The 26,248-nt window shown below is 64.8% G+C and carries 20 protein-coding genes, 1 pseudogene and 2 riboswitches; of the genes and pseudogenes, 5 read left to right on the top strand and 16 right to left on the bottom strand.

Annotated features, from left to right (window positions below; translation table 11 throughout):
- Positions 1 to 128: 128 nt before the first annotated feature.
- The 6 genes from A9Z05_RS21885 to A9Z05_RS21860 form a co-directional block, all read right to left on the bottom strand.
- Positions 129 to 1,040 (bottom strand): ABC transporter ATP-binding protein, encoded by a 912-nt coding sequence (locus A9Z05_RS21885; protein WP_069619902.1) that lies wholly within the window; start codon positions 1,038 to 1,040, stop codon positions 129 to 131.
- Between the two features lie 45 nt (positions 1,041 to 1,085).
- Positions 1,086 to 2,060 (bottom strand): ABC transporter permease, encoded by a 975-nt coding sequence (locus A9Z05_RS21880; protein ID WP_069619901.1) that lies wholly within the window; start codon positions 2,058 to 2,060, stop codon positions 1,086 to 1,088.
- A gap of 64 nt (positions 2,061 to 2,124) precedes the next feature.
- On the bottom strand, positions 2,125 to 3,996 hold the full coding sequence (atzF, locus tag A9Z05_RS21875) for an allophanate hydrolase (RefSeq protein ID WP_069619900.1): 1,872 nt from the start codon (positions 3,994 to 3,996) through the stop codon (positions 2,125 to 2,127).
- Complete coding sequence (gene uca / locus A9Z05_RS21870) at positions 3,993 to 7,619, bottom strand: urea carboxylase (protein ID WP_069619899.1); 3,627 nt, start codon at positions 7,617 to 7,619, stop codon at positions 3,993 to 3,995. Before uca ends, atzF begins: the two co-directional genes overlap by 4 nt.
- An 88-nt stretch (positions 7,620 to 7,707) precedes the next feature.
- Complete coding sequence (locus A9Z05_RS21865) at positions 7,708 to 8,364, bottom strand: urea amidolyase associated protein UAAP2 (RefSeq protein WP_069619898.1); 657 nt, start codon at positions 8,362 to 8,364, stop codon at positions 7,708 to 7,710.
- A gap of 11 nt (positions 8,365 to 8,375) precedes the next feature.
- On the bottom strand, positions 8,376 to 9,131 hold the full coding sequence (locus A9Z05_RS21860) for an urea amidolyase associated protein UAAP1 (RefSeq protein WP_069619897.1): 756 nt from the start codon (positions 9,129 to 9,131) through the stop codon (positions 8,376 to 8,378).
- Between the two features lie 57 nt (positions 9,132 to 9,188).
- Positions 9,189 to 9,320, bottom strand: a riboswitch (guanidine-I (ykkC/yxkD leader).
- 432 nt (positions 9,321 to 9,752) lie between these two features.
- Positions 9,753 to 9,874, top strand: a riboswitch (guanidine-I (ykkC/yxkD leader).
- A gap of 140 nt (positions 9,875 to 10,014) precedes the next feature.
- On the opposite strand from A9Z05_RS21860, the gene A9Z05_RS21855 reads away from it, so the two are divergent.
- Entirely contained in the window at positions 10,015 to 11,037 is a 1,023-nt protein-coding gene (locus A9Z05_RS21855; protein WP_069619896.1) for an ABC transporter substrate-binding protein, read from the top strand.
- 361 nt (positions 11,038 to 11,398) lie between these two features.
- Here A9Z05_RS21855 and A9Z05_RS21850 read toward each other — a convergent pair whose 3' ends face one another.
- Positions 11,399 to 12,328, bottom strand: coding sequence for a restriction endonuclease (locus A9Z05_RS21850; protein WP_069619895.1), 930 nt, complete (start codon positions 12,326 to 12,328; stop codon positions 11,399 to 11,401).
- Between the two features lie 525 nt (positions 12,329 to 12,853).
- Between A9Z05_RS21850 and A9Z05_RS36360 the strand changes: the two genes are divergently transcribed.
- Positions 12,854 to 13,201, top strand: coding sequence for a hypothetical protein (locus A9Z05_RS36360; RefSeq protein ID WP_141723459.1), 348 nt, complete (start codon positions 12,854 to 12,856; stop codon positions 13,199 to 13,201).
- Between the two features lie 306 nt (positions 13,202 to 13,507).
- Here A9Z05_RS36360 and A9Z05_RS21845 read toward each other — a convergent pair whose 3' ends face one another.
- The 3 genes from A9Z05_RS21845 to A9Z05_RS21835 all read right to left on the bottom strand — a co-directional run bounded on the left by A9Z05_RS21845 (position 13,508) and on the right by A9Z05_RS21835 (position 15,773).
- A complete protein-coding gene (locus tag A9Z05_RS21845) occupies positions 13,508 to 13,990 on the bottom strand; it encodes a hypothetical protein (protein WP_141723458.1) in 483 nt (160 codons plus the stop codon).
- Complete coding sequence (locus tag A9Z05_RS21840) at positions 13,987 to 14,286, bottom strand: hypothetical protein (protein ID WP_069619893.1); 300 nt, start codon at positions 14,284 to 14,286, stop codon at positions 13,987 to 13,989. Before A9Z05_RS21840 ends, A9Z05_RS21845 begins: the two co-directional genes overlap by 4 nt.
- A 362-nt stretch (positions 14,287 to 14,648) precedes the next feature.
- Positions 14,649 to 15,773, bottom strand: a complete 1,125-nt coding sequence (locus tag A9Z05_RS21835; protein ID WP_069619892.1) for a sensor histidine kinase — start codon at positions 15,771 to 15,773, stop codon at positions 14,649 to 14,651.
- Positions 15,774 to 16,056: 283 nt separating this feature from the next.
- Between A9Z05_RS21835 and A9Z05_RS21830 the strand changes: the two genes are divergently transcribed.
- Entirely contained in the window at positions 16,057 to 17,163 is a 1,107-nt protein-coding gene (locus A9Z05_RS21830) for an alpha/beta fold hydrolase (RefSeq protein WP_069619891.1), read from the top strand.
- Positions 17,164 to 17,196: 33 nt separating this feature from the next.
- Here A9Z05_RS21830 and A9Z05_RS21825 read toward each other — a convergent pair whose 3' ends face one another.
- The 6 genes and pseudogenes from A9Z05_RS21825 to A9Z05_RS21800 all read right to left on the bottom strand — a co-directional run bounded on the left by A9Z05_RS21825 (position 17,197) and on the right by A9Z05_RS21800 (position 23,677).
- Positions 17,197 to 18,966: a histidine kinase gene (locus tag A9Z05_RS21825; protein WP_069620112.1), complete on the bottom strand. Its 1,770-nt coding sequence runs from the start codon at positions 18,964 to 18,966 to the stop codon at positions 17,197 to 17,199.
- 83 nt (positions 18,967 to 19,049) lie between these two features.
- Positions 19,050 to 20,462 (bottom strand): HD domain-containing phosphohydrolase, encoded by a 1,413-nt coding sequence (locus tag A9Z05_RS21820; protein ID WP_069619890.1) that lies wholly within the window; start codon positions 20,460 to 20,462, stop codon positions 19,050 to 19,052.
- A gap of 76 nt (positions 20,463 to 20,538) precedes the next feature.
- Positions 20,539 to 20,799 (bottom strand): annotated as a pseudogene (locus A9Z05_RS37945) (hypothetical protein); the annotation flags it as partial.
- A gap of 419 nt (positions 20,800 to 21,218) precedes the next feature.
- Positions 21,219 to 21,623 carry a hypothetical protein gene (locus tag A9Z05_RS21810; RefSeq protein ID WP_069619889.1) on the bottom strand — a complete coding sequence of 135 codons (405 nt, stop codon included), beginning with the start codon at positions 21,621 to 21,623 and terminating at the stop codon, positions 21,219 to 21,221.
- Positions 21,624 to 21,792: 169 nt separating this feature from the next.
- Positions 21,793 to 23,031, bottom strand: coding sequence for a dicarboxylate/amino acid:cation symporter (locus A9Z05_RS21805; protein WP_069619888.1), 1,239 nt, complete (start codon positions 23,029 to 23,031; stop codon positions 21,793 to 21,795).
- Positions 23,015 to 23,677: a GntR family transcriptional regulator gene (locus tag A9Z05_RS21800; protein ID WP_069619887.1), complete on the bottom strand. Its 663-nt coding sequence runs from the start codon at positions 23,675 to 23,677 to the stop codon at positions 23,015 to 23,017. The genes A9Z05_RS21805 and A9Z05_RS21800 overlap by 17 nt, the downstream gene beginning before the upstream one ends.
- A 149-nt stretch (positions 23,678 to 23,826) precedes the next feature.
- On the opposite strand from A9Z05_RS21800, the gene A9Z05_RS21795 reads away from it, so the two are divergent.
- Complete coding sequence (locus A9Z05_RS21795) at positions 23,827 to 24,291, top strand: GNAT family N-acetyltransferase (RefSeq protein ID WP_069619886.1); 465 nt, start codon at positions 23,827 to 23,829, stop codon at positions 24,289 to 24,291.
- A 749-nt stretch (positions 24,292 to 25,040) separates the two neighbouring features.
- On the top strand, positions 25,041 to 26,207 hold the full coding sequence (locus A9Z05_RS21790; RefSeq protein WP_069620111.1) for a porin: 1,167 nt from the start codon (positions 25,041 to 25,043) through the stop codon (positions 26,205 to 26,207).
- Positions 26,208 to 26,248: the final 41 nt, after the last annotated feature.

Genomic DNA, 26,248 nt, shown 5'->3' with positions numbered 1-26,248 from the left:
CGAAGAATCGATCGGGAATTCATCAGCTTACCGTGGGAAGTCGAGGTCCACGAAGCGTGGACAAAATTAATCCGGGTGTAAGCCAGTTGGCGACATCATTTTGGTGCAGGCGCGTGTGAAGTCGTCGACTATTCGACGTTATCCGCAACATCCGTCATCCGGATCATGTGCGGCTTGATACCGTCGTCTTCCGCCGTCGCGGCCTCCTTCGGATGAATCAGCGCTTCGAGCCGCGCCTTCGTCGCGATGAACTCGGGCGTATTGACCTGCGAATAATCGCGCGGCCGCGGCACCGGCACCTCGATCAGCTCCTGCACCCCACCCGGATTCGCCTTCAGCACCAGAATCCGGTCGGCCAGAAAAATCGCCTCGTCGAGGTCGTGCGTGATGAACAGGATCGTCACGTCGATGTTGCGCCAGATGTCGAGCAGGTGCGTCTGCATCCTCGCACGCGTCTGGGCGTCGAGCGCGCCGAACGGTTCGTCCATCAGCAGGATGCGCGGACGGTTCGCGAGCGCGCGGGCAATCGCCACGCGCTGCTTCATGCCGCCCGACAACTGGTGCGGATACACGTCGGCGAAACGCGTCAGCCCGACGAGATCGAGCCACTGCAGCGCCTCGCGCTCGGCCACGCCGCTGCTGCTGCCGTTCATTCGCAAACCGAACATCACGTTCTTCTTGACCGTGAGCCACGGAAACAGCGTATAGCCCTGGAACACCATCCCGCGATCGGCGCCCGGCCCGTCCACCGGTTTGCCGTCCAGCAGCACTTCGCCGCTCGTCTGCGCGTCGAGCCCGGCAAGGATCCGGATCAACGTCGACTTGCCGCAGCCGGACGGGCCGATCACGCACACGAACTCGCGCCGGTGCGTGCGGAAGCTGATGTCGTCGAGCGCGACGCACTCGCCCTGCGGCGTCGCGAAACGCTTGCCGACGTGCCGCACGTCGAGTATCACGTCGCGGGCCTTCAGTCGCGCGAAGCGCTCGCGCACCGCGTCGGATTGGATCAGGTAATCGGGGACGGCTTGCGGGTTCTGCATGATGCCCTCTGCGGAAATCGGTCGATGGGTACGGGCGGGCGAACGTCACGCTTTCAGCGTGCGGTCCCACGGAAAGAGCCGGCGGCCGAGCAGCCCGAGCACGATGTCGGTGCCGAGGCCGATGATCCCGATCATCAGGATCGCCGCATACACGTTGTCGAAATGCTGGTAGCGCGCCTGCTGGCTGATGTACCACGTGATGCCCGAACTCGTGCCGACCAGCTCGGCGACGATCAGATACGTCCACGCCCAGCCGAGCAGGATCCGCTGATCGCGATACAGGTCCGGCAGCACGCCCGGAATCACGACGTGCGTGAGCAGCTTCAGCTTCTTCGTGCCGAGCGTCATCGCGGCCTCGAACAGTCCGTATTCGAGCTTGCGCGTGGTGTTCGCGACGATCAGCACCTGCTGGAACAGCGTACCGATCACGATGATCGCGATCTTCGGCGCGTCGTAGATGCCGAGAATCGCGACCATCAGCGCGCCGAACGCGGGCGCCGGCAGATAGCGGAAGAACTCGAGGAACGGCTCCTGCAGCCGCGCGAGCGCACTGAAGGTGCCGCAGACGATGCCGAGCGGCACGCCGATCGCGGACGAAATCACGAAGCCCCAGAAGATGATGCGGATGCTGTGCCACAGGCTTTCGTGCAGCCACACGCCGTCGCGCGACGCGGGCGGAGTCGTGAACGCCGTGTAGAACGCGCGCAATACCTGGTGCGGCGCCGGCAGGTACACCGGATTCGCGCGCTCGCCCTCGGGCACCGCCGCGTGCGTCGCACGCGCATGCGCGCGCTCGTCGTCGAACACGTCGCGGTCGATCTGCATGCCGGTCTGGAAATAGTCGACGCTGCCCGGATTCGTGATGCGCATCTGCGGATGCCAGACGAACGGGACATAGCTGATCAGGCACCAGACGGCGAACGGCAGCAGGAAGGACGCCAGCCCGAGCGTCCATTTGCCGCGCGTGGTCAGCTCGCGGCGCACCGCGAGCCAGCCGGTCGTGTTGCGGGTCGTTGTCATCGGAATCTCCGTATCGTTTCGGGTGCCGGTCGCGCGGATGCCGCGGCATCGCGCGACCGTGCGTTCATTGCAGTACGTCGCGGGCCGCCTGCGCGCGGTAAGCGCGCCAGCCGCCGAAGCGCGTGATGTCCTGCGCATCGTCGAGCGCCACGCTTTCGCACAGGAAGCCCTGCACGCGCGCACCGTCGGCGAGTGTCAGCGTGCCGATGCCGAGCGGCGCCGCGATACCGGCGACGAAACTGCCGTACGCGTCGACCGGTATCTCCCAGACCTCGACCGCGATCGGCGCGCCGCCGTCCGGCACGCGCACGAGGCCCGGTTTGGCGACGCCGCCGCTTGCATCGGCGGACAGCGCATAGAGACGATAGGCCGGCGCGGTCGTGGTCGCGGAGACGAAGCGCGCGCCACGCTGCGTGAGCTGCCCGTTCAACGGTTCGCCGCGCAGATGCGCACCGACGACGGCCACCCGCACGACGCCCTCGGCCGCGGCACGCGCCGGCGTCGCGGCCGCGGGTGGCCGAACCTCGTCGAGCGCGGCTGCGCCGTCGCCCCACGCGTGCGCGAGATCGAGCAACCGCGCATCGTCGTGCGCGCGGCCGACGAACGTGATCCCGAACGGCAAGCCCGCATGCGGCCCGGTCGCGCACGTGCCCGCAGGCACCGCGATCGCCGACAGGTCGAGCAGGTTCACGAAGTTCGTGTAGTAGCCGAAGCGCGAATTGATCGCGATCGGATCGGCTTCGAGCGCCTCGACGGTCGCGGTCGTCGCCGAGGTCGGCATCACGATCGCGTCGAGGCCGTCCCACGCGCGGGCCGCCTCGACGCGCAGCGCCGCAAGCCGGTCGAATGCGGCGAACGCATCGGCGGCGCTGAAGCGCGCGGCGCCGCCAATGATCTCGCGGATCACCGGATGCAGCGCATCGGGCTCACGCGCGGCGAACGCGCCGATCGCGGCGAGCCGCTCGGCGACCCACGGGCCGTCGTACAGCAGCCGCGCGGCCGCCAGAAACGGTTCGAAGTCGATCTCGACGATCCGCGCGCCGGTCGCACGCAGCCGTTCGAGCGCCGCGCCCCACGCCGCGCGATACGATTCGTCGCCGAAGAATTCGAGCTGATCGGCACGCGGCATGCCGAAACGCAATTGCCCGAGCGGCCGCGCCGGGTCCGCGCGCAATCCGTCCGCACCCAACAGCGGCTGCCACGGGCGCCCGTACGGGTCGCCTTCCGTCACGCCGTGCGCGGCGGCGAATACGGTGCGCGCGTCGTCCGCCGACCGCGCGAACACCGACACGCAGTCGAGCGACCGGCAGGCCGGCACCACGCCGAGCGTGCTCAGCACGCCCCGTGTCGGCTTGAGCCCGACGAGCCCGTGGAAGGCGGCCGGCACGCGCCCGGAGCCAGCCGTGTCGGTGCCGAGCGAGAACGTCGCGACGCCGAGCGCGACCGCCACCGCCGACCCGGAACTCGACCCGCCCGACGCATAGCGCGGGTCGAGCGCATTGCGGCATGCGCCGTAAGGCGAGCGCTGCCCCGAGAGCCCGGTCGCGAACTGGTCGAGATTGGTCTTGCCGACGGGAATCGCGCCGGCCGCGATCAACCGCTCGACGACGGGCGCGCTGCGTGCCGGCGTGTATGTGTAGGCGGGACAGCCGGCCGTCGTCGGGATGCCGGCGACGTCGATGTTGTCCTTGATCGCGAACGGCACGCCGTACAGCGGCAACGACGCGATGTCGCGTCCGGCCAGCGCGTCGGCGTACGGCATCATCTCGTCGCGCGTCAGCGGCCGGATCCACGCATGGTGCGGATCGCCCGCGTCGAAGTGCGTAGCGATCGCGTCGACGAGCGCATGCGGCGTCAGGTCGCCCGCCGCGTAGCGCGCGCGCAGCGCGGCAATCGAGTGCCGCCCCGGCAAAACCGGGCGTTTCGTCGTGCTCATGCAACCTCCTCGGCGGCGCCCGCCTTCATCACCATCAACCGCTGGCCAGCCACCACCGCAGCGCCTGACGCGCAATCGATCGTCTCGATCGTGCCGTCTTCCGTTGCCGTCACCGCCACCTCCATCTTCATCGACTCGACGATCGCGACGACCTGCCCTTCGGTCACGCGCTCGCCGGCTTCGACCAGCACTTTCCACACGCTGCCCGACACGTCCGCGGCGATCGCGCGCTGCGTGTCGTCGAGCGCGCCCGCTACGCGGTCCGCGTGCGCATCACCCGGCTCCCCGTCGCCGACGTATTCCGCGTGGCCGGCCGCGCGCCAGCGCTCGCGCTCCGCGTCGAACGCGGCCTGCTGCGTCGCCTTGAACGCGGCGATCGACTCCGCCTCGTCGTGCAGGAAGCGGTTGTATTCGCGCAGATCGAACACCGATTCCTCGATCTTCAGCGTCGCGCGGCCCGCGATGAAATCCGCCCGTAGCGCAGCCAACTCGGCCTCGCTGACTTCGTAGAAGCGGATCTCGTCGAAGAAGCGCAGCAGCCACGGTTTGCCGGCTTCGAATTCGCGCGTGGTGCGGTGGCGATTCCACATCTGCACGGTCCGGCCAACGAACTGATAGCCGCCCGGCCCTTCCATTCCGTACACGCACAGATACGCGCCGCCGATGCCGACCGCGTTCTCCGGCGTCCACGTGCGCGCGGGGTTGTACTTCGTCGTCACGAGCCGGTGCCGGGGATCGAGCGGCGTCGCGACGGGCGCACCGAGGTAAACGTCGCCGAGGCCCATCACCAGATAGCGCGCGTCGAACACGACGCGCTTCACGTCGTCGATGCTCGCCAGGCCGTTGATGCGCCGGATGAACTCGATATTGCTCGGGCACCACGGCGCGTCGGGCCGCACCGACTGCATGTAGCGCTCGATCGCGACGCGCGTCGACGGGTCGTCCCAGGACAGCGGCAGATGCACGATGCGGTTCGGCACGCGCATGTCGGCCACGTCGGCGAGTTCGCGCTCCGCGGCCTGCAGATGCGCGAGCAGCGCGTCCAGCCGCAGCGTCCGTGCATCGAACTGCACCTGAAGCGAGCGAATGCCCGGCGTCAGGTCGAGCATGCCGGGCAGCCGGTGCGCGTCGAGCCAGCCCATCAGCGCATGCACGCGAAAGCGCAGGTTCAGGTCGAGCACCAGCGGCCCGTATTCGACCAGTACGTTGCGATCGCCCGAGCGCCGGTAGACGACGCCGATGCCGCCGCCGGCCGACGGGTCGCGATGCAGCACGCAATCGTCGGATGAGCCGGATGCAGCAGCAACGGCGGCAACGTCACGCGTCGCCTCAGCGATCGCGGCAGCGGGTTTCCCGGTCGATATCCCGACCGACACGTTCGCGCGCACGAACTGCACGGTATCGCCCGGCCGCAACTGCCCGAGCTTCCACAGCTCGTCGCGCACGACCGTCACCGGACACACGAAGCCGCCGAGGCTCGGCCCGTCCGGGCCGAGAATCACCGGCATGTCGCCCGTGAAATCGACGGTGCCGATCGCATACGCGTTGTCGTGGATATTCGACGGATGCAGCCCCGCCTCGCCGCCGTCCGCGCGCGCCCATTGCGGCTTCGGGCCGATCAGCCGCACGCCGGTGCGGCTGGAGTTGTAATGGACGGTCCACTGCGTGCCGTAAAGCATCGCGATGTCGTCCGGCGTGAAGAAGTCCGGCGCGCCATGCGGACCGTCGAGCACGCCGAGCGTCCACGCATGCGTCAGCGCGGGAATATCGGCCGCGGCCAGCGTCGCACCGGCGTTGCCGCGCCCGGCGTCCGCGTGCAGATGCAGCACGTCGCCCTTGCGCAACGCGCGGCCGGCATGGCCGCCGAACTGGCCGAGCGTGAAGGTCGCCTTGCTGCCGAGATAGTCGGGCACCTGCAGCCCGCCGTTGACGGCGAGACACGCGCGCACACCCGCGCCCGTCACGCCACCCAGCTTGAGTACCGCACCCGCTCGTGCGCGCACGACCTCCCAGAACGGCACCGCTTCGCCGTCGAGCGTGGCCGCGAGCGGCGCGCCGCCGAGCACGAACAGCGTGGCGGTATTGAAGCGCAGCGTCGCGCCGACCATCGTGAATTCCAGCCCGGCCGCGTCGCGCGCGTTGCCGAGCAGCGCGTTCGCGAGATCGAACGCGCGATCGTCCATCGGCCCCGACGGCGGCACGCCGACGCTCCAGTAGCCGACCCGCCCGGGCGCCTGCTGCACAGTGGTCTGCACGCCACCGTCGAGCACGTCGATCGTGTGCGGCGCGAACGCGAAGCGCGACAGGAACGCGGTCGTCGGCGCGCCGCGCGCGAACGTGTCGGAACCGACGACGGCACGCAGGTAGTCGAGGTTGGTCTCGATCCCGTACAGCTCGGTCTGGTCGAGCGCGGCGCGCAGCGCGCCCAGCGCGTCGCGCCGCGTGTCGCCGTGCACGATCAGCTTCGCGAGCAGCGGATCGTAATGCGCGCTGATCTCCGTGCCCGCGTCGATCCAGCCGTCGACCCGCACGTTGTCGGGAAACGCGACGTGCGTGAGCACCCCGGCGCTCGGCTGAAACTGCTTGTTCGGATCCTCCGCATAGAGCCGCACCTGGATGCTCGCGCCGCGCGGCGCGACGGCGAGCGTGTCGAGCGGCGGCAGGTCGCCTTCGGCCTGCAGGATCATCCATTCGACGAGATCGACGCCCGTCACTGCCTCGGTCACGCAATGTTCGACCTGCAGCCGCGTGTTCACCTCGAGGAAATAGAACTGCCGCGCGGTCGCGTCGAATACGAATTCGACCGTGCCGGCCGATGCGTAGCCCACCGCGCGCACGAGCCGCACCGCGCTCGCGTGCAGCGCATCGCGCTCGGCGTCGGTCAGGTCGGGCGCGGGCGTTTCCTCGATCACCTTCTGGTTGCGGCGCTGCACCGAGCAATCGCGTTCGCCGAGCGCGATCGCGCCGCCGCGGCCGTCGCCGAAGATCTGCACTTCGATGTGCCGCGCGTGTTCGACGAACTTCTCGAGATAGACGCCCGCATGCGCGAAGTTCGCAGCGCCGAGCCGCACGACGGATTCGAACGCCGCGCCGAGCTGCGCGGCATCGCGGCACAGCGACATGCCGATCCCGCCGCCGCCGGCCGTACTCTTCAGCATCACCGGATAGCCGATCGCATCGGCTTCGGCGAGCGCCGTCGCGACGTCGTCGAGCAGCCCGGTGCCGGGCAGCAGCGCGACGCCGTGCGCGGCCGCGAGTTCGCGCGCGGTGTGCTTGAGTCCGAACGCGCGCATGTGATCGCCGCGCGGCCCGATGAAGCGCAGGCCCGCCGCTTCGCATGCGTCGGCAAAGCCCGCGTGCTCGGACAGGAAGCCGTAACCGGGATGCACGGCCTGCGCGCCGGTCTCGCGCGCGGCGGCGAGGATCGCCGCGACGTTCAGATAGCTGTCGGCGGCCGGTGCGGGCCCGACACGCACGGCTTCGTCCGCGAGCGCCACGTGGCGCGCATCGCGATCGGCATCCGAATAGATCGCGACCGATGCGATGCCGAGGCGCTTCAGCGTGCGGATCACGCGGCACGCGATTTCGCCGCGGTTCGCGACGAGGACTTTGGCGAATCTCATGTTGCCTCCCGCAGCGAACGTGTCGGCCCGTAGTAGCGCTTCAGCGCGTACTCCGGCCCCATGCAAAGCAAGTGAGCGTGGGGGCAGTTCATTCCGCCTCCCACACGATGAGGCGCACGGGCGTCGGGTTGTAGCCGTTGCACGGGTTGTTGAGTTGCGGGCAGTTCGAGATCAGCACCGTGACGTCCATCTCCGCGCGCATCTCGACGTACTTGCCGGGCGCGGAGATGCCGTCCTCGAACGTGAGTCCGCCGAGCGGCGTGACGGGCACGTTCATGAAGAAGTTGACGTTGCCGACCAGGTCGCGCTTGGTCAGCCGCGCGCCGGCGCCGCACGTGCAGTGCGCGATCGCGTTGAGGAAACTGTCGCGGCAGTTGTGCATGTAGCGCTTGTCGAGCGCATAGCGCACCGTGTTGCTCTCGGCCGCGCACGCGCCGCCGAGCGTGTCGTGACGGCCGCACGTGTCGGCGACGATCGTCGCCATCGGGTTGCCGTGGCTCGACACGAGTACGCTGCCCGCGCTCAGGTACAGGTTGCGCTGCGTGCGGATCGTGTCCTGCGCGCTGTAGCGCTCCTCGGGATCGTCGGTGCGGTAGAACAGCGTGTCGACGGCCTGGTTGCCTTCGAGGTCGAGAATGCGGAAGATCTGCCCGCGTTTCAGGTCGTGCAGCCACGGGTCGCCCGCGTTCAGCGTGGTGTCGTGGATCGCGTCGCGCGGGTCGAGTCGGCTTTCGATGATCGGCATGGTGTCGCTCCTCATGCGAACAGGCGGTCGGTGTTGGCGAAGCCGCGCGCGTTTTCCGCGCATGCGCGCCGGCACGGGTCGTCGTCGGGCGCGGCGCCGTCGGCCGGATACGCGCGGTACGCGATCAGCTTCACGGCTTTCGGCGCGTAGTCCGGACGCGGGTCGAGCGGATGCGGCGCGGTCGAGAACGCCGCCAGCGTATTCATCTCGAAGCGCAGATCGAACGCGCTGCCGGCCGGCGAATGTCCGGCGACGAAATCGAGCGCGCCGTCGTCGCGCGTGTCCAGCTTGCTGAAGAAGTTGACGTTCGCGGCGAGATCGCGCGCCGACAGCCCGTATTTCGCGAGTTCGAGCACGAGGCTGTCTCGGCCGTTGCGGATCATCGCGTTGCGGTCGGCCTGATACGACGACGTGCCGTACTTGTGCGCGAACAACCGCGCATCGCCGACGCCGCCGAGCGGGTCGTGCCAGCCGAGCGTGTCGGCCGTGATCGACGCGATCACGCGCCCCATGTCCGTATACAGCGCATGGCCGCGCGTGAGATGCGCGGTGTGCTGCGCCTTCAGCGTATCGGCCATGTTGTAGCGTTCGAGCAGGTCTTCCTGACGATGAAAGACGGCGGACAGGTTCGCGCCGCCGTCGACATCGACGATGCGCAGCGCGAGACCGCGGCGCAGGATGCCGGACCAGTGGGTTCCGGCGGGAATCAGCGTTTCCCACGCGACGTGTGGCGGCGGGGCAAGGACGGCTTGGGGGCTCGGCGACATGGCGGCTCCGGGATCGGTTGGACAAAAGGCGTGAGAGGGCGACCGAACGACATCGCGACCTCCCGGGCTTTTATCCCTCCGTGGAGCCTCGCCGTTTCCTCTCATCGAGGCGAAGGCAAGACCGGATTGCTCTCGGACCAGACATCGCGCGGCGCACGCCGCACGACCGGAACCCTAGCGATCCTGAAGATGATGCAAATTGCTTCGCACCTCTCGGGCATCGAATAAGCGAGTTGCATGCCAGCCGCCGCCTAATCACCGTACGACGCGGCCCCGTGGCGCGATGCCGCGCGGCATCCGGATGGCGGACGCGTTCGCTTGCCCTCGCGGCGGGCGCGCGGCGCACCATGCGCACGCAACCGCGCACCGGTGCAGTGCGCGTCGCGTGGGCGCGCACCGTGCGATCCGCGATGGCACGGGCATTGCTGAACTCACGCACCGTTACCTCATACCCGCTCCTTCATGAACAAGCTCGACCTGCTCCGGCGCGCGCTGCACGCGCTGTTCGCCGCCCGCTTCATCGAACTTCAGCGCACCATGCGTCAACGTTGAATCGCGTTGCCGCGCGCCGTTGGCACGCTTCTCGCTCGGCATGACGCCGAGAGGTGCGGCGGCGTCGCATCTTAGGGGTGCTAGGGTTCCGGTTCATCGAATGTCTGGTCCGAGAGCAGCCCGGCGCGGGTTCATCCGATCGCGAGACCGGATGCACGCGTGCTACACGGCGGGACAAAAGCCCGGGAGATTGGCGATGGCAACGGCCGTCGCGCCTCTCCGTGGCCGCCCCGTTCGTTCCGCATCCGCAGGAACCGGTCACGCAGCCGGCCCGTGTGTTCGCGCACGGGCCGTATCGACGATCCCGATCCCGGTCTCCTGGAGAACAACGATGACCCGTCCCGCCCCGGCGTTCCGCCGCCTGTCGTCCTTCCGTTTCATCCGTCATGCTTTGGGCGCCGCCGCCGCGGCCGCCACGCTGTGGGCGGCGCCTGCCGCGCACGCTGCCGCACCGCTGAAGATCGGCTACAGCGACTGGCCCGGCTGGGTCGCGTTCCAGGTCGCGCTCGACAAGGGCTGGTTCAAGGAAGCCGGCGTCGACGTCGATTTCGAATGGTTCGATTATTCGGCGTCGCTCGACGCGTTTTCCGCAGGCAAGCTGGACGCGGTCGCGGCGACCAACGGCGATGCGCTCGTGACGGGCGCTTCCGGCGCGAAGAACGTGATGATCCTGCTGACCGATTATTCGGCCGGCAACGACATGATCGTCGCGAAGCCGCCGTTGCGCACCGTCGAGGCGCTGAAAGGCAAGAAGGTCGGCGTCGAGCTCGGCCTCGTCGACCACCTGCTGCTCGAAACCGCGCTGCAGAAGCACGGACTCAAGAACAGCGACGTCACGCTCGTGAATGCGAAAACCAACGAGCTGCCGCAGGTGCTCGGTTCGTCGGCCGACATCGCGGCGGTAGCTGCATGGCAACCGAACGCGGGCGAAGCGTTGAAGCGCGCGCCGGGCGCACGCGCGATCTTTACGTCCGCGGATGCGCCGGGGCTGATCTACGATGCGATCACGGTCGCGCCGGCGAGCCTCGCCGCGCGCCGCGCCGATTGGGCGAAGGTGGTCAAGGTCTGGTATCGCTGCGTCGCGTACATCAACGATCCGAAGACGCAGGCCGATGCGGTCAAGATCATGTCGGCGCGCGTCGGGCTCGCGCCGGCGCAATACCTTCCGTTGCTGAAGGGCACGCACCTGCTGGACGAAGCGGCTGCGAAGCGTGCGTTCCGCAAGGGTGACGGGCTCGATTCGATCTATGGCTCGACGCGCAATGCGAATGCGTTCAACGTGCGTAACGCTGTGTACAAGCAGTCGCAGGATGTCGACGCGTATATCGATTCGCGGTTCATCGACGCGCATTGACGGCAGCATGCCCGCCGGCGCGGCGATGTGCCGCGTCGCGTCGGTGGGCAACGCGTGTCGGCCGCATGCTCCGTACTGGAGTAACCTTCCGCCATGTGCCCGGTTGAATGGCTGCGACGCTGATTGATCGTCGCGGCGAGATGCGAACGGTTGTTTGCAAGCCGTTGCCGAAGGCGGCGTGGATCGTCCGCTGCCGACCCATCTGAGACATTCGTTGCGCCGGGCTCCGAACAGCGGGTTCGGGAGGCAACGGTCGTTGGCTATGACCGGTCGAAAGGCCGTTCGGCGACAGAGGCAATCATTAGCGCAGCCAGTCAGTACGTTCGGCTTCGAGCATGAGTTGAGACGGCTACTGAGTGCATTACAGCCTGTCGAGTTCGATTGCATCGGGCATTCTTTCGAACTGAACGGAACAAGCTTCCAGTCGGACCTCCAGAAATCCGGATGGCACGCCTCGACGATCGGAGCGAGGCTTCCATTGCGAAAAGTCCATCGGGACCGCGTCAGTCCGGATCTCTGTGCCGGGAGGAAAGGTTGCCATTTTTGAATTCCAGTCAAAAAATCCTGTCCCGCTGATTCCGACGAGTCGCTCAAGCTTGTCGCAGATTCGCTCTGCACTAAAGGAAATTGCCGTACACAGATATTCTTCGCCCGGACGCACGCTGACTGTCTGCAGTTCTTCAAACTGAACGATGATATTTACTACCCACCCAAGCTCTGTGATTTCGGCCTCCTTGTCCAGCAGGTAGTTTGTGAACCAGTCGAGCACCTTCTTGCCGCGGACAGTCAGTTCATCGGCGTTGAAATGAACGGCCTCTGTAGGTTGATTAGCGAAATGGAGCGTTACAGCGATCCGTCCCCAGCGAGTTATGTCAGCTTCCCAGCGCGTTCCAACGAAGAAATTCTTATTAGCTGGATCGTTGTCTACGAGAGATAGAGGTTGAATTCCATAGTGACAACACTTTGAGAGGGCAGGCTTCGAGAACCCCTTGCGGGACACCAGGATTTTGAAGTTGGCGTTAACGTCCGACGCCTTGGTGATAAAGCCATCGACCTCAGGGGTCCCCACCTTCTTGTTGAGGTCCTTGCATTCGATAACGCCGAGCATCTTCTGTCCAGCAAAGACGCCTCGGACTACGACATCGAACTGGCGTGAGTGGCCCAGTCTATCCACGAGCACTTCATTATGGGTAACGCTGGCTGCGGGGTCGAGCTGGGCCTGGATAGCCGCCACAACCTTTTCGAACGAAATACCGGGATGGTCGACGTGATCGCATGTCGATGGGTTCATACGCAGCCCCTTCGAACTGCACTACGTTCGCCCTGTTCGGCATCGACGTCATAGTCGGTACCGGTGCGATGAACATGTCTCGGCCCGTGGCCAATCAAGCCAATAGGCTTCTGCGTCGCCGTGGCAACTCTCGGCAATGGCTTGCTTTCGGCCGCCGCTGTCACGGGGCCGCTTACATCGTACAGGAGCAAGATGACCTCCTTCTCGTGGACAGAATAACCTGCTGTAAATCGGACCGGCCCTCATGAGCCCAAGTGCGTGCGTTCGCCAAAGATACCCGGCGGCCAGAATTTTGGCGGGATCGAGTGCAACCACGTCGGGTAATGCGGCCGGTTGTGCTCGCAAAAACCGACATTCGACGGGCCATTCTACGGAATCGCGGAATGACCGTAGATGGCCGACTTCCGCCCGATGCCGCCCCGCGCCGCTCGATGACACCTTCGAGCCCCCTTGCGACCACCCGGTTTTCTCCTAAGCCATCATTCGTGTTAGCGTAATCCTCCCCCTACAGTTCCGGTTTCTGCCATGGCTTATCGACTGCACATCGAACGTGAACCGTCCATCTCGCTGGATGAATGGCGGGCCGCTATCCTCGGGCAAGCCTCTTTAAAAGAGGACGAGCGCCCGGTCACGTCGGCGAATCCAGTGACGGGCGAACGGATTTCGATTCCGGGCAGACCTGGCGATGTCGCGGTCCTCGTCGATGGCGAATGGATCAAATCCTTTAGCTGGAATCAGGGCCGTGCAAGTTTCAACGCGCCTCGGAATCTATCCGCGGTCGATCCAACGATGGCGGCGGCTATGCAACTGGCCGTGGCGCTTTCTGCCGTCATCCGGGGCGATGAAGGCGAGGTCTACCCGCTTGCTGGCTGAATTCCGCTGGCCGCTGCTCTGCGACGGGCAACTTCCGACCCGTTTCGGTCGGTCGAGATGTCGAGCCGACCGCTCGAAGTCAGACGTTCGGAGCTGAATCAGGCGAGCGGCAGCCGCCGCACCTATGCTGCCCTTCACGCGTGGTGCACTGCACAGAGGTGCCGTCGCGCGACGTCCGCTGCGCCGAATCCCGCTTGGAGTCACCGAGTGGACGAGGCGCCATCCGCTCGCCGTCGAAATGCGGACGCTTAGCGCAATGGCATCAGGGCGCGCTCGGCACCGAGAGTTCGGTCGGACACATGGATTTCATCCTGAGAGCGAGCTGACTGGATAGTAAGGTATCACGTTTTCCATACCCACTTGATAAAGCGGCCCGAGCATTCTTTTGTCATTTGTGAGAACATCGAATTGCTCCGAAAGCTGGATGATTGAGCCATCAGTCAGACCAAATGGAATGTAGAACTCGTTCTCACAGTCCTTAGAGATCAACGAATCGACCTGATTAAGTCTAGAAAAAATCTCCTTGGCAATAACATATGCCTTGACGCCGGCCTCTCCATCCAAATCAATTAGATTCGAAACTTCGGCAGCAATATAGGGGGTTATCCAAACCTCCTTATATGAGGCAAAGATATTCCATAGATTGTCGAAGTCCTCAAGAGAATACGACCCCAGGCGCTTCGATTTGGCGATGTACCTCCCCTCTTCAACGCCACCGATTATCATGACAAGCCAAAGATTGGTGTCAATCAATAATCGCTGAAGCGCCCGACGTTTGGCCTTGGTCATTCTTTGTAGGCTCTGAAGCCGCGGAAGGCGAAAGTGCTTTTATCAACCAAGAACACTTTGTACTCTCGTCGTGTAGTCATCATTGCCGCAAGCAAGCCTAGGGTTTCCTTCTTGCTGCGCTGGGAAAGCTCAAGAGGACTTTGCCCGGAAATGTAATAGCTAAGGGTTACCTCGTAGTCTTTACCGGAAATGACTACGCCCTCCAACTTCAAATCGGATAGTTCGGGCAACAGGTCCCTGGCGCTGTCCTCAGCAACTTGAATTGCCTTTCTGAAATTTGCTGCTGCAACGCTCATATGTCGATCCCATCCGGGCAAGCGGCTTTTAGATAAGAACGAGTGTAAACCAGATCCGGGGCATGGCGAAGTTGCGGGCGACAGTTTCCACTTCGACTGCCCCAGACTAGTCCACTCAACCGAATCTCGCTGATGGGCCGGAAGTTGAACGCGCATGCGTACTGCGGTCGTCCCGGCGACGGTCGGCGACGGGCGTCATATTCTAGGTGACACTGAGCGCTCGGGCTTCCCCATATGCGAGGAGCGACAACAGGGCCCACAAGGCGGTCGCCTCCGAGAGACCGCTTCTGGCCGATAGCGGCCTCTCGCCACACCGCCGACCGCAAGCCCGGCGAATCATTCCCCTGCCCGCTCTCCCCGCCTCATATGCCTCTCGGCAACCGCACCGTAAAAACGGTTTCCGCCTGATCCGACCGCGCATCAATCCGGCCGCGATGCGCCTTGGCGATTTCGTTGGCGATAAACAACCCGAGCCCTAGACCGGCATCATCCCCCGTCCGACGCGAACGATCATCCTCCCCGCGCTCGAGCGGATCGAAAATACGGTCGAGCGTGCGCGGATCGATCGCCGGCCCGCTGTTGCCGACCTCGACGACCACTTCGGCGCCGGTCGTCGTCGCCACCACCCGCACCGGTGTATCGTGCGTGCCGTACTTGACGGCATTGCTCACCAGATTGCTCAGCAACTGCTGCATGCGCTGTTCGTCCCACTCACCCCGGAGGTCCCCACGTATATCGACGGTAATTTCGCGATCCGGATGACCCGCCCGCAGCTCGTCCACCACATTGACGAGCACGTGCGCGAGATCGATAGGGCGGGGAACGACGTTGATGCCCAGCCCGAGCTGGGTTCGATTGAAATCGCAGAGATCGTCGAGCAGGCCCTGCATGCGACCACCGCTTCTGATCAGCCGCGCGGCGGCCGCCGAGACTTCCTCACCCGCATGGAGCGCGGCAAGATACGACGCCGTGAGCTGGATCGTCTGCAGCGGCGTGCGCATGTCGTGGCTCAGCATGCCGAGAAACAAGTTACGAGCCTGTTCGACCTGTTCGGTAAAAAAAGCGACGGATTCCGCCAGCGCTTGATCGATCGCTTCGTTGAAGCGAATCATGTCGTCCATATCGATCGGGCCCGGCTGACACGCGTCGATCCACAGGCGCAGCACGCTGGCACGCAGCGCCCGATACTCGGCTGCCAGCTGGTTGATGTTGAAGCCCCGCCGGGCGCGCAGAACGGCATGCGTCTGGGCAGCCGTCTCGCGAGCGTCCGCCGGCTCGGGTGCGCGCCCCAGCGATTTTTCGTGTTGCGCTTCCCTCGTCTGCGGGGTCGCGATGTCCCTGGCGACGGCGGTCAGGATCTCGCGCGCGTGGTCGCGTAGCCCGTGCGAGGTCATGTTCCTCGCGGCCGGTAACAGCGTGGCGGCAAACGCTTCCCACTGCACCAGGATCGGTTCCATGTTCCGTACGATGAAATCGGAAAGACGCATGTCGCCCCTCACAACGGAATGAACGGTGGATCTTCTGTCGAACCGCACGATATCACGTGAATCACGGCGTTAGCCGAAGCGGGCTTCGATTCGCACGCCCGTCACGTCGGGCGGCCAGTATCGCCGATAATCGATTCGCGTCATTCCGGTTCCGAAGCGCGCCACCTTTCGACTGCCGCGACACCGGCAGCACGAACCTTGCTTCGCGCCCGTTCGACTTCCATCCGACGGTGGGATCGGCCGCCGCTTCCTGTCACGGCCGGCCGCCGGCACGAGATTGCGCATGCCCAGGATAAAATCCAGCCTCTGGTTGCGGCATCTTGAACTGTTTTCAGCGGCGGCCGGCGCACGTCCGAAGAAGCGCGCCGGCAAGCCGCGGCCGGCCGCAAAAAAAACCGCCGCCAAGCTCGCTCGACGGCCCGCCAAGCCGGCCGCCCCCGCGCGCGCCGCCAAACGGCAGGGCACCGCACGCGCCCCGTCGGCCCGGCCGCCCGGCACCTGGCTCCGGTCGTTTCATTCGTCCGGCCCGAGCGCAGGCCGGCTCGTGAACCATCTGGCGTACGCGCTGTATCTTCCCGCGGCGCCCGTGACGACAGCGGGCATGCCGGCCGTCGTCATGCTGCACGGCTGCAGGCAGACCGCCGAATCGTTCGCCGCGGGTACGCGCATCTGCCGTCTCGCGGAGCGGGCGGGGTTCGCCGTGCTGTTTCCCGAGCAGGCCAAAACCGCCCATGCGCACCGTTGCTGGCACTGGCATGGCGACGCGACCCAGTCCGAAGCCGCGTCCGTCGCGTCGCTGATCGACGCCATCGTCCGGCGCCACGGCTTCGATCGCGACCGGATCTACGTGGCCGGCATGTCCGCCGGCGCCGGGCTCGCCGCGGCGCTGGCGCTCCGCTATCCCGACCGCTTCGCGGCCGTCGGCCTGCACTCCGGGCCGGCCGTCGCGCCGCCGTCGTCGACGATGGCCGCGATGAACCTGATGCGCCGCGGCCTCCGCGACGATCCGATTCACGCGCTCGACGCATGCGTCGACGTCGCATCCTATCCCGGCATGCCGGCCTTCGTCATCCATGGCCGGCTCGATACGGTCGTGACCGACCGGAACGCGACGCAGCTCGGCATCGCGTTCGCGCGACTCAACCGGCTCGTCGACGAACACGGAGCGATCCGCGTCGGCGAGCAACGCAGCTACGCGCAGGACGATGCGGACTACATCGACTATCTGAAGGGTGGACGGCTGGTCGTCAGGGTGTGCATCGTCCGCGGGCTGCCGCATGCATGGAGCGGCGGCGATCCGGGCGAGCCGTTCCATTCCGCCACCGGCCCGGCCGCGACTGCGATGTTCTGGCATTTCTTTCGTCGTCAGCGCCGCAAGCGGTTGGCGTGACGCGCGACGCTCGCGCCGGCCGCCATCGCATCGTCATGCCCGTTGCTCCAGCGCCGCCGCATTCGCGCGATCGCCGGCACGCCGAACCGGCAACCGTATCCGGAAGGTCGTGCCGCGCCCCGGCTCGCTGGTCACGTCGATGGTGCCGCGATGACGCTCGACGATGCCGTGCGATACCGACAGCCCGAGCCCCGTGCCCTGCCCGACCGGTTTCGTCGTGAAGAACGGATCGAAGATCCGCCGGACGACGTCGGGCGTCATGCCGGCGCCGGTGTCGCTGATCGCGATCGATACCTGATCGCCGTCGCTCGACGTACGGATCGTGATCACGCCGCGCTCCGGAATCGCCTGCGCCGCGTTGACGAGCAGGTTCATGAAGACCTGGTTCAACTGCGATGGCAGGCATTCGACCTGCGGGACATCGCCGTAATCGCGCACGATGTCGGCCTTGTACTTGAGCTCGTTATGGACGACGTTGAGCGTGCTCTCGAGGCCCGCATGCAGATCGACCACGCTCCATTCATCGCTGGCCGGGCGCGAGAAATCGCGCAAATCCTGCACGATGCGCCGCACGCGCAGCGCGCCGTCGATCGATTCGTCGATCAGCATCGCGATCTCGTCGCGGACGTAGTCGAGATCCGCGGCACGGTGCACGGCCGCCAGCGCGTCGCGGGTGGCCGGATCGAGCTGCGGCAGCGTGGCCTCATGCGCTGCGACCACGTCGAGCAGGCTGCGCACCCACGTCTTCAACGTATTGAGGTTGGCGCTGACGAAGCCGATCGGATTGTTGATCTCGTGCGCGACGCCGGCCGCGAGCTGGCCGATCGACGCGAGCTTTTCCGACTGCAGCAATTGCTCGTGCGTTTCCTCGAGCGCATGCAGCAGGCGCCGCTGTTCGTCCTTCTCCTGTTCGAGCAGCGCGTGCGCGGCCTTGCGTTCGTCGATCTCGGTCGCCATGTTCTCGCGCGTGCGTTGCAGCATCTGCGTCGTCTGCTCGTAGCGATGCAATGCGCGTTCGAGTTCGCCGGTTCGCAACCGCACGAGCCGTTCGAGCGTGTCGGTCATCCCGCGCAGGAACGTTGTGCGCGCATCGAAACGGCACACCAGCAGCGTGACGACCAGCGTCGCCATCGTGAACAACGCGACCGTCGTCGCGAGCCACGGCGCGTCGACGCCGTTCGCGGCGCCGCACCGCGCATCCGGCGCGAAATGCGCGGCCGCCATCGCCGTGTAGTGCATGCCGGTAATCGCGATGCCCATGATGACGGCCGCGCCGATGCGTTGCGCGGTCGCGTAGCGTGCCTGCTGCATGCGCAGCGCCTGCGCGATCCACAGCGCGGCGGTCGACGCGATCACCGCGATGCCGATCGACGCGGCGAACAGCGCGGCATCGTAGCGAATGCCGGGCTGCATGTGCATCGCGGCCATCCCGGTGTAGTGCATGCCGGCGATCCCCCCGCCCATCAGCACACCGCCCGCGCACAGCCGCCGCCAGCCCAGCCGTGCGCGCGTGACGACATTCAGCGCGAAATACGATACGAGCACCGCGATCGCGAGCGAAGCGCCGGTTTCCCGCCATGCGTAGCCGAGCGGCACCGGCAACGAAAACGCGAGCATGCCGACGAAATGCATCGACCAGATGCCGGTGCCCATCGCCGCCGCGCCGCCGCCCAACCATGCGCGCTTCAACTTCGGATTGTCGAGCAGCGAAATGAATGCGGCGAGGTCGAGCGTCGTATAGGAGGCCAGCGTCGCGATCGCGAGCGACAGCAGGACGAGCGGAAGGTTGTAGATGCCATGCATGATCGGACGCCCGGAACGGGTTGATTGCATCGCCGCGGTACGGGCAGTCGCGCGCACCGCGGCCATCGGGCCGACGTTCGACGTCAGGCCGGCGGCGCGCCTGCGTTGGGAGCGTGCGTCTGCCCCGCCGAACGGGCCAGCACGAGAATGTCGAACGGCGTGCCCTCCCGCGTTTCGAAGCGGCGCACGAGTTCGATCTGGTGCGCGGACATCACGCTGCCTTTCGTCATCAACAACACGCCGCGATGCGTGCGTAGATCGTCGGCGAGTTCCATCCCTTCGCGCAGTTGAGCCGACCGGATTTCGGCGACGGACGCCGCGATGCCGAGACTCTCCGGATCCCGCATCAACTCGACGAAGCGTGCGACCAGTTGCGGGTCGTAACGCACGCCTGCTTGCGAGTGCAACACGTCGATCGCCTGCTCGATCGAATGCGGCGCACCGATTTCGCCGTGGCGCAGCCCTTCGAAATCGCGCGCGATCGCGACGATCCGCGATCCGACCGGGATCGCGTCGCCGACCAGACCGTCCGGCGTGCCGCGACCATTGAAGCGCTCGTACTGGTGCAGCACGATCGACGCGACCTTGTGCAACTGGGCGACCGGCGTCAGCACCATCTGCGCGCGCAGCGGATGCTCCTGGAACACGCGGTGCTCGTCCGTCGTCATCCGCGAGAGCGGCTTGCGCAGCAATTCGTCCGGCAGCGACAGCTTGCCGATACCATGCAACAGTCCCGCGAAATAGACGTCCTGCGCATGCAGTTCGCTCATCCCGGCGGCAAGCGCGAGCCGGCGCGCGATCTCGCCGACCCGCATCGCATGCCCGCTCGCGGCCCCGCAGCGCAGCTCGATCATGCTTGCGCACACCTGAACCATCGCCGTGAAGCTGCTTTTCAGGTCGCTCTGCGCCGCTTCGAGGAACATCACCGTCTGGCCGAGCTCCTCCGTTCGCGCACGAACCTGCGTTTCGAGATCCGTATTGAAACGGCGCAGCGCTTCGTTCTGCGCTTCCGTCAGCGCCGCCAGCCGGGCCGCTTCGCGGCGCAGACGGCGCTGCTCCAGCGCGTGCTCGATGGTCAGCAGCAGGTCGTGATCGTCCCACGGCTTGTTCAGGTAGCGATACACGCCGCCTTCGTTGACGGCCTGCATGACCGACGCGATCTCCGCATAGCCGGTCAGCAGAATGCGCATCGTGTCCGGGTACAGCTCCCGCGCGCGCGCCAGGAATTCCGCGCCGCTCATGTGCGGCATCCGCATGTCGGACACGATCAGGTCGATTTCCGTCGACGCCAAAATCTCGAGCGCGGCCTCGCCGCTGTCGGCGGTCACGATGTCGTAGCCGGTGGGCCGGAACACGCGCCTGAGCGCGGACAGCACGTTCGGTTCGTCGTCGACCAGCAGGATCGACGGTACGCGGGTTGCGTCGCCGGATGCCGCTGCGGTGTCGGACGTTTCGGGCGGCACGGCGTTCACGCCGTTTGTTGCAGATGTCGTCATAATCGGCCTCGGATCAATTATTTACGCCCTCTCTGCAACATCGGCCGGGGCCGCGTTTTCCGCATTGGTGGAAACGCTAATGCGCGCGTGTCGATTTCAACCGGAATGCATCACGCGAATGCTGCGTCGTTGCCGCGCCCGGTTCGCGCCGGGAGTAGATGTCCCGTTCCGCTTCGTCGGTTTGCACGAAGCCGTGCCGTTCGCAGAAGCGGTTCGAATCGCTGCCGCGCAATGCGCCGACGCGAACGGGCATTCGATGTTCGTCGGCGTCGGCCAGGATCTCGCGCAGCACGGCGGCGCCGATGCCCCTCCGCTGATGCACGGGCACGATGTACAGCGTGACGGGGAAGAAGGTCGGGGCCGTCGTCACTGGCTGACGAGATGCGGGAGGAAGCAAGCGCTCGGCCCGGCCAGGCGCGCCGCCGGGCGTCGAAAACGCGTGATCTCGTCAGCGCGCCTCGATGCCTTGCGCTTGCATGAACTGACTCCGGACATCTTCGCTCAACACGGACTTCGGCGGCACGCCTCTCCTCGATCGGCGCGCGCGAAGCAAGCGAGCCGACGCGATCGGCTCAACGAATAAAAAACGCTGGCCAGTGAGCTGGCCAGCAAAAGGTTCTGGCGATCCGAGGTTGAGTGTGCCAGAACCGCATACATTGAACGGCGTACGTGTACCAACGGACGGGGACGGCCAACGACCTGCCCCGAAAATCGGGACGCCCGGCTCGACCCCGCGCAACAATCTGTGATCGCAGTTCAGGCCGGGCTAACGGATGCTGCCAGGCGAGCGCTCACGCCCGCAAGCTCGAACGCCTCGCCGGGAGTCGGCCCTTCCCATGTTGCGATCATCGCATCGGTCGGCAGATAGTCGGGATCGGCCGACGCGACGCCGGCCCACAGTCCTTGAGACACCTGTCTGCCATGGAGATAAAAGTGCAGCTCCCGGCCGGCGCGCTCGCAAGTACACCTGATTCTCCCCACCGATTGGCCCAGCCCTCTGATCTGTGCGACCTGGTTGCGATCCAGCTCGAACATGGCGCTCACCACCCCGTCGCAATCGACAATGCCGATCATGTTGCTGTCATCGGTGAATGTCCACGACGGATGCGGCGTGCCCAAACGCAGCATGAAAAAATCTGCGGATTCTGAACCAATCATCATGTTTCTCCTGCAACGATACGTCGTTCTACTCACTGTAACTTGATGAAGACGCTCGCTCATCCAATGTCCTCTCGTCGCCGTGCCTGGATGCTCGAGTGGACATACGCCAGCGCCTTGCAACAGGCGGGCGCAACATGGAAACGCGCACCGCCCGTCGCTTCCGGAGCCTCTACACGCTTGCCCGCCCCGTCACGGTTTCCGCGGCCGTACTCTCCGAACCGGAAAGCTTCACCGCCACGGCGGCGGCCGCCGTGCTTCCGTAGACGTTGAGGGCGGTTCTCCCCATGTCGAAAAAGGCGTCGACGCCCAGCAGCAGCAGCACCGCATCGGCAGGCAACCCGATCGACGTGAGAACGATGGTGATCGCGACGATCGCGCCGGACGGCACGTTGGCTGCTCCGTCGATGGTGACGATCGTCAAAATCAAGATCGTGATCACCAGCGGCCAGGACCAGACGAGGTGATAGGCGTCGGCCAGATACCCGACCGCGAGGGCCGTGTAGAGGACCGCGCCGTCGCGATTGAAAATATAGGCAAGCGGCAAGATCGTGGACGCCACGCCGTAGGGCACGCCCAGTTCAACCAGCTTCTTCAGATGCAACGGGTAGGTAATTTCGGACGAACGTGTCGTGAACCCCAGGATCAGCGGTTCCTTCACCTTTCTCAGCACGGCGAGCGGCGACTGACCGGCGACGCGAATGACGATGGTGAGCACCACCGCCAGAATCGCCATGCCGAGATAGGCCACGCCCAGCAGTTCGATGAGCGAGTGCGCGCCTGTAAAGCCCTTCGCTGACAACAGCTGCGCGATCGCGGCGAAGATCGCGAGCGGCGACCAGGCGATCACCCACTGGATCATCTTGAACAGCCCCGACAGCAGCGCCTCGAAAACGGCAATCGCAGGCTCGGCACGCTCCGGGGCGGCCGACAATGCGGCGCCGAAAATGACGCCGAAAACGAGCACCGGGAGCGAATTCCCCGCGGCAAGCGCAGCGACGATGTTGGCGGGGATCAAATCGACCAGGAATTTCGTCCAGTCGATGCTGGACGCGAGCGCGGCGGGCATCGATCCAGAGTGAGTCAGGCTCGCCCCGAGCCCCGGTCGAAATGCAAAGTTGAGCAGCAGGCCGCACGAGGCAGCCAGGCCGGTCATAAGAACGAAGAAGCCGATACTGGACAGCGCGACCTTTCCGAGCCGCTCACGCAGCCGGCCCGCGCGAAAGACCCCGACCGTGACCGACAGGAAGATCAGCGGCATGACGACCATCTTGATCGCGTGGCCGAACATCGTGCTGAGAAAGCCCAGCTTCGCGGCGAAGCCCGGCGCGAACACGCCGCAAGCGACGCCCAGCACAAGTCCGCCAAACATTTGCATCGGGAGGGAAAGCCCTTTATTTTTCGTGTTCATGCCGTGCCTTTAGCAGTTTTATCCGTGCCGGCGTGCCGTCAACGATGTGATTCCACATATGCTGACGCGCAAGCTCGCCGTCGTTCGCTTCGATTGCGTGAAAGATGTGCAGGTGCTCGATCGTGCCGCGCCGAACGGTTTCCGCGTCGCCACGCGGGAGTTCGTTCAGGGCCAAGGTCTGGGCCCGCAATAAACCATACGCCGACGAGATCCGGACGTTCCGTGCGGCAGCAAACAACTCTTGATGAAACACCCAACCGATACGTTGCTCGAGCATGATGTCCGCGACGTCCCGTTCGATCAGCTCCTGCATTTTTGCCGCGGCCTCGCGAAGGCCCGCCGTTACGCCCGACTTCGCTGCAAGAAACGCTGCGGTACTCTCGAGGGCCAGCCGCATTTCAAAAATTTCGCGAAGATCGCTGGTAGTCGGCGACGCGACATAGGTGCCACTCTTTTCGACCACGACGACCAGCCCTTCGGATTCGAGCAAATGCAATGCGCTGCGCACCGGCATCTGGCCGAAACCCAGTTCGTCCGACAGGCCTCGGTGAGATACTTTCTGCCCAGGCGCAAGACGGCCGTCAAAGATCCTCGATCGGATCTCGTCGTAGGCCAGTTCTGCATCTGTCGATACTTTCAACGTCATCTGTGATCGCAGTTAGCGTATGATTCAAAAAAAGAAACAGGTAGGAAATTACCCTTACTCGCCATGCCCGGCAACTGCTAATTTTGCGAGTGGGTATGCCGAAAGAGAATTGGAAGAAAATCCGCGTTACGAAGAGAGCCGATAATTATATGACTTCACAAGATGTGCGCTTTACCATCTGTGCCGTCCGTGCGGAAGAAACCTATCCCCTCAGAGCCGCAATCCTGATGGCTGGAGATGAAGAGGGAAGCGCGTTACACGGAGATCACGCCCCCACGACGATGCACTTTGCCGTTCGTGACAACGACAGGATCGTTGCAGTGGCATCGGTGTGTAAAGAAGCACAATCCGGCGCTTTGAACACTGAAATGTGGCGCCTTCGCGGCATGGCCGTCGATCCGTCGGTACGCGGCCTGGGATTCGGACGCCTGCTGGTCAATCTGTCCATTCGCCATGTGCGCGAACAGCGTGGCGTCCTGCTCTGGTGCACGGCGCGCGAATCGGCATATCCATTCTATGAAATGCTCGGCTTTGAGCGGGACCCGATACCGATTTCAATGCATGGCCGCGACGACATGAAATTCTATTTAATGCAACGCCGGATCGAATGCTGAGTTTCGTCCGCGATTGACGTTCGATTGGAATCGGAGGCCGATGTCAGGCGCTGGCTGCCGACCCGGAAAACCGGTTCGCCCGGCGTCCGCATGAGCCGGTTCGCCCGCGTAAAACCCCTCCGACGCACTGCGACATGTGAAAAACCCGCTGGCGGCCAATACGAACAGATACTCAACAATCGCCTTTTCTGTTTCGATTACTGCAATCCGGGAATAAATGGAACGATTACAACCGGTATTGCCTGATCGTCGCCCGTCGTGGCCGGCCTCTTGAAGCCGGTGATTGCTCCCCCACCCCACCCAATCCGAATTCGCTTGCCGTGGTCGAGATCATCAGCGTGACGGCGCGGATCGCGATAACACGTCGCCTTCGTGCCGGCGCTTGTAAGGGAAATCCCGTAAGACGCCCCGCAATCAGACGAGATTAACTTATATCAAACAAATTTTGACCAGAATTTATGTTCCTGATATGGTCTTTGCACTTGCAAAGTGCGGCCAGGCCGTATTGGCGCCCGCCGCCAGCGGCTGAACCGGACGCTTGGCCAGTCCATAAGGATGGCCGATGCGACAACCGAGCAAGGGAAATTGTAAGGACCACGAAGTGAGCTGATCTCGCATGCCGATTTGGCGAACATGACGGCGGCCATCGCGACCGAGACGACGCGCAGGCCATGCACCGTCCGCTGCATCCGGATACGACAAAGGCCGTTTCACCCCATCCCGAAACTACTCCTGACCGTGAAATGCAGATGAAAAACAAAAAAATCAACATCAGCGTTATCGCTGTTGCCGCCTTCGCAGCATCTTCGGCAGCAATGGCACAGTCGTCGATCACCCTGTATGGCATGCTCGATGCAGGTATCGGTTACACGTCGAACATCAACGGCCACAGCAGGTACGGCCTCGATGGCGGCGCCGCGGGTTCGAACAAGTGGGGCCTCAGAGGGCAGGAGGATCTCGGTGGCGGCCTCCAGGCGGTATTCAAGATCGAGAATGGTTTCAACATCGGGACAGGCGGCATAGGCGGCCAGGGGCCGATCGGTTCCACGCGTTCGCTGTTCAACCGCCAGGCTTACGTGGGCCTTGCGTCCAATCAGTACGGCGCGTTGCGCATGGGGCGCCAACTCGACGCCGTGACGGAAATGGTTCAGGTCCTGACGGGTGACGCCATTTCGGCGTCGACCTTCTCGACGCCGGGCGACGTCGACAACAACGACAACACGACGAACCAGAACAACGCGGTGAAGTACATTTCGCCGATCATCCACGGCTTCCAGGCCGAAGCCGCGTACTCGTTCGGCGGCGTGGCCGGTGCAACGGGTTCGGGGCAATCGTGGTCGGCGGCCGCGACCTACGCTCAAGGTGGCCTGACGGTCGCCGGCGGCTACTTCCGTGCGGCCAACCAGGGCGAGAACGGATGGTTGAACGCAACGGCGCAACCGAGCTTCGGTGGCGCGCTCGGCTATCCGAGTTCGGGCTACAACGGCGGCAATGCATTCAAGAGCGCGGGCATCGCGCAAGTCGCCGCGCAATACGAGGTGGGGCCGTATACGGCCGGCCTGCGCTACTCGAACGCCCAGTACAAGGGCAACGACGGCCAGCCGTCGATCCACTTCAACGTGCTCGGTGCGCTGCTGCAGTACCGCGTCACGCCGGCACTGTCGCTGGCGACCGGCTACACGTATGTCTACGGTTCCGCAGCCACGCCCACGCAAGCCGCCGAAGGTCGCACGATGGCCTCGATCAACCAGGTGTCATTGGGTGCAACGTACTCGCTGTCGAAGAGCACCGCGCTGTATGCGATGGGCGCCTACGTGCATGCGAAGGGTGCGCAGGCTTCCGCTGCGGACTTCGGCAACACCTCGTCGGGCGGCAACCAGGTTCAGGTCAACATCGGCATGTTCCACGGCTTCTGATCGCCGGCTCGCAACACCGGAGCAATGGCGGCATGGCTCCG

It is taken from the genome of Burkholderia sp. A2 (assembly GCF_001729305.1).
In the GTDB taxonomy this organism is placed as follows: Bacteria; Pseudomonadota; Gammaproteobacteria; order Burkholderiales; family Burkholderiaceae; genus Burkholderia; species Burkholderia sola.
This window is presented reverse-complemented; position numbering and strand designations above follow the sequence as displayed.

Bases quoted from the DNA above. Each gene is read 5' to 3' on its own strand.
- A9Z05_RS21885 (WP_069619902.1), bottom strand. From the start codon at position 1,040: ATGCAGAACCCGCAAGCCGTCCCCGATTACCTGATCCAATCCGACGCG.
- A9Z05_RS21880 (WP_069619901.1), bottom strand. From the start codon at position 2,060: ATGACAACGACCCGCAACACGACCGGCTGGCTCGCGGTGCGCCGCGAG.
- atzF (WP_069619900.1), bottom strand. From the start codon at position 3,996: ATGAGCACGACGAAACGCCCGGTTTTGCCGGGGCGGCACTCGATTGCC.
- uca (WP_069619899.1), bottom strand. From the start codon at position 7,619: ATGAGATTCGCCAAAGTCCTCGTCGCGAACCGCGGCGAAATCGCGTGC.
- A9Z05_RS21865 (WP_069619898.1), bottom strand. From the start codon at position 8,364: ATGCCGATCATCGAAAGCCGACTCGACCCGCGCGACGCGATCCACGAC.
- A9Z05_RS21860 (WP_069619897.1), bottom strand. From the start codon at position 9,131: ATGTCGCCGAGCCCCCAAGCCGTCCTTGCCCCGCCGCCACACGTCGCG.
- A9Z05_RS21855 (WP_069619896.1), top strand. From the start codon at position 10,015: ATGACCCGTCCCGCCCCGGCGTTCCGCCGCCTGTCGTCCTTCCGTTTC.
- A9Z05_RS21850 (WP_069619895.1), bottom strand. From the start codon at position 12,328: ATGAACCCATCGACATGCGATCACGTCGACCATCCCGGTATTTCGTTC.
- A9Z05_RS36360 (WP_141723459.1), top strand. From the start codon at position 12,854: ATGGCTTATCGACTGCACATCGAACGTGAACCGTCCATCTCGCTGGAT.
- A9Z05_RS21845 (WP_141723458.1), bottom strand. From the start codon at position 13,990: ATGACCAAGGCCAAACGTCGGGCGCTTCAGCGATTATTGATTGACACC.
- A9Z05_RS21840 (WP_069619893.1), bottom strand. From the start codon at position 14,286: ATGAGCGTTGCAGCAGCAAATTTCAGAAAGGCAATTCAAGTTGCTGAG.
- A9Z05_RS21835 (WP_069619892.1), bottom strand. From the start codon at position 15,773: ATGCGTCTTTCCGATTTCATCGTACGGAACATGGAACCGATCCTGGTG.
- A9Z05_RS21830 (WP_069619891.1), top strand. From the start codon at position 16,057: ATGCCCAGGATAAAATCCAGCCTCTGGTTGCGGCATCTTGAACTGTTT.
- A9Z05_RS21825 (WP_069620112.1), bottom strand. From the start codon at position 18,966: ATGCATGGCATCTACAACCTTCCGCTCGTCCTGCTGTCGCTCGCGATC.
- A9Z05_RS21820 (WP_069619890.1), bottom strand. From the start codon at position 20,462: ATGACGACATCTGCAACAAACGGCGTGAACGCCGTGCCGCCCGAAACG.
- A9Z05_RS21810 (WP_069619889.1), bottom strand. From the start codon at position 21,623: ATGATGATTGGTTCAGAATCCGCAGATTTTTTCATGCTGCGTTTGGGC.
- A9Z05_RS21805 (WP_069619888.1), bottom strand. From the start codon at position 23,031: ATGAACACGAAAAATAAAGGGCTTTCCCTCCCGATGCAAATGTTTGGC.
- A9Z05_RS21800 (WP_069619887.1), bottom strand. From the start codon at position 23,677: ATGACGTTGAAAGTATCGACAGATGCAGAACTGGCCTACGACGAGATC.
- A9Z05_RS21795 (WP_069619886.1), top strand. From the start codon at position 23,827: ATGACTTCACAAGATGTGCGCTTTACCATCTGTGCCGTCCGTGCGGAA.
- A9Z05_RS21790 (WP_069620111.1), top strand. From the start codon at position 25,041: ATGAAAAACAAAAAAATCAACATCAGCGTTATCGCTGTTGCCGCCTTC.